We start from the raw sequence: 776 nt of genomic DNA on the forward strand, positions 1-776 counted from the left end.
ACGTAGTACGCCACCATTTGTTTTTGGCCTGTTTCATCCGCACGGGCCATGACTACGGCTTCTCGTACAGACTCCACTTTCAACAGCTGCGATTCGACCTCGCCCAGCTCAATCCGGTAGCCCCGGATTTTCACCTGGTGATCGATTCGGCCCAGATATTCAATATTTCCATCCAGCATCCATTTCGCCAAATCTCCGGTGCGGTACATGCGCTCATAGCCCGCTTCACCACCCGCAAACGGATCGCTGACAAATTTCTCCGCCGTTAATTCTGGACGGTTCAGATAGCCACGTGCTACCCCTACACCGCTGATGCACAGTTCGCCGGCAACCCCAATCGGCTGCAACTGCACCGTGCCTTCCTTGACGATGTACAGACGGATGTTCTGAATCGGTTTCCCGATCGGAATGACCGAATACTCTTCATTCGGCTCGCAATCGAAGTACGAGACATCCACCGTCGCTTCCGTCGGTCCGTACAGGTTGATCAACTTCGCTCCGACGATACCCGACACGAGGCGTTGGAAACGTGCCACATGCTGTGGTGGCAACGCTTCGCCACTGGCAAATACATGGCGCAGCGTTCCCAGCTTCGCTTTCACCACTTCCAACGGCTGCTGCTCCACATACTCCAGGAATGTATGCAGCATCGCAGGTACAAAGTGCATCGTGCTTACGCCATCGCGGGCAATCGTTTCGATGATGTCCTCCGGATTCTTTTCCCCGCCAACCGACAGCAGACTCACCTTCGAGCCGACCACCGACCACCAGAACAG

The 776-nt window shown here is 55.3% G+C and carries 1 protein-coding gene; it reads right to left on the reverse strand.

Going from position 1 to position 776, the window contains the following annotated elements:
* The coding region (locus E0698_RS26265) for an AMP-binding protein (RefSeq protein ID WP_192513431.1) at positions 1-776 on the reverse strand (776 nt) is incomplete at both ends.

The organism is Paenibacillus sp. 23TSA30-6 (assembly GCF_014858585.1).
In the GTDB taxonomy this organism is placed as follows: domain Bacteria; phylum Bacillota; class Bacilli; order Paenibacillales; family Paenibacillaceae; genus Paenibacillus.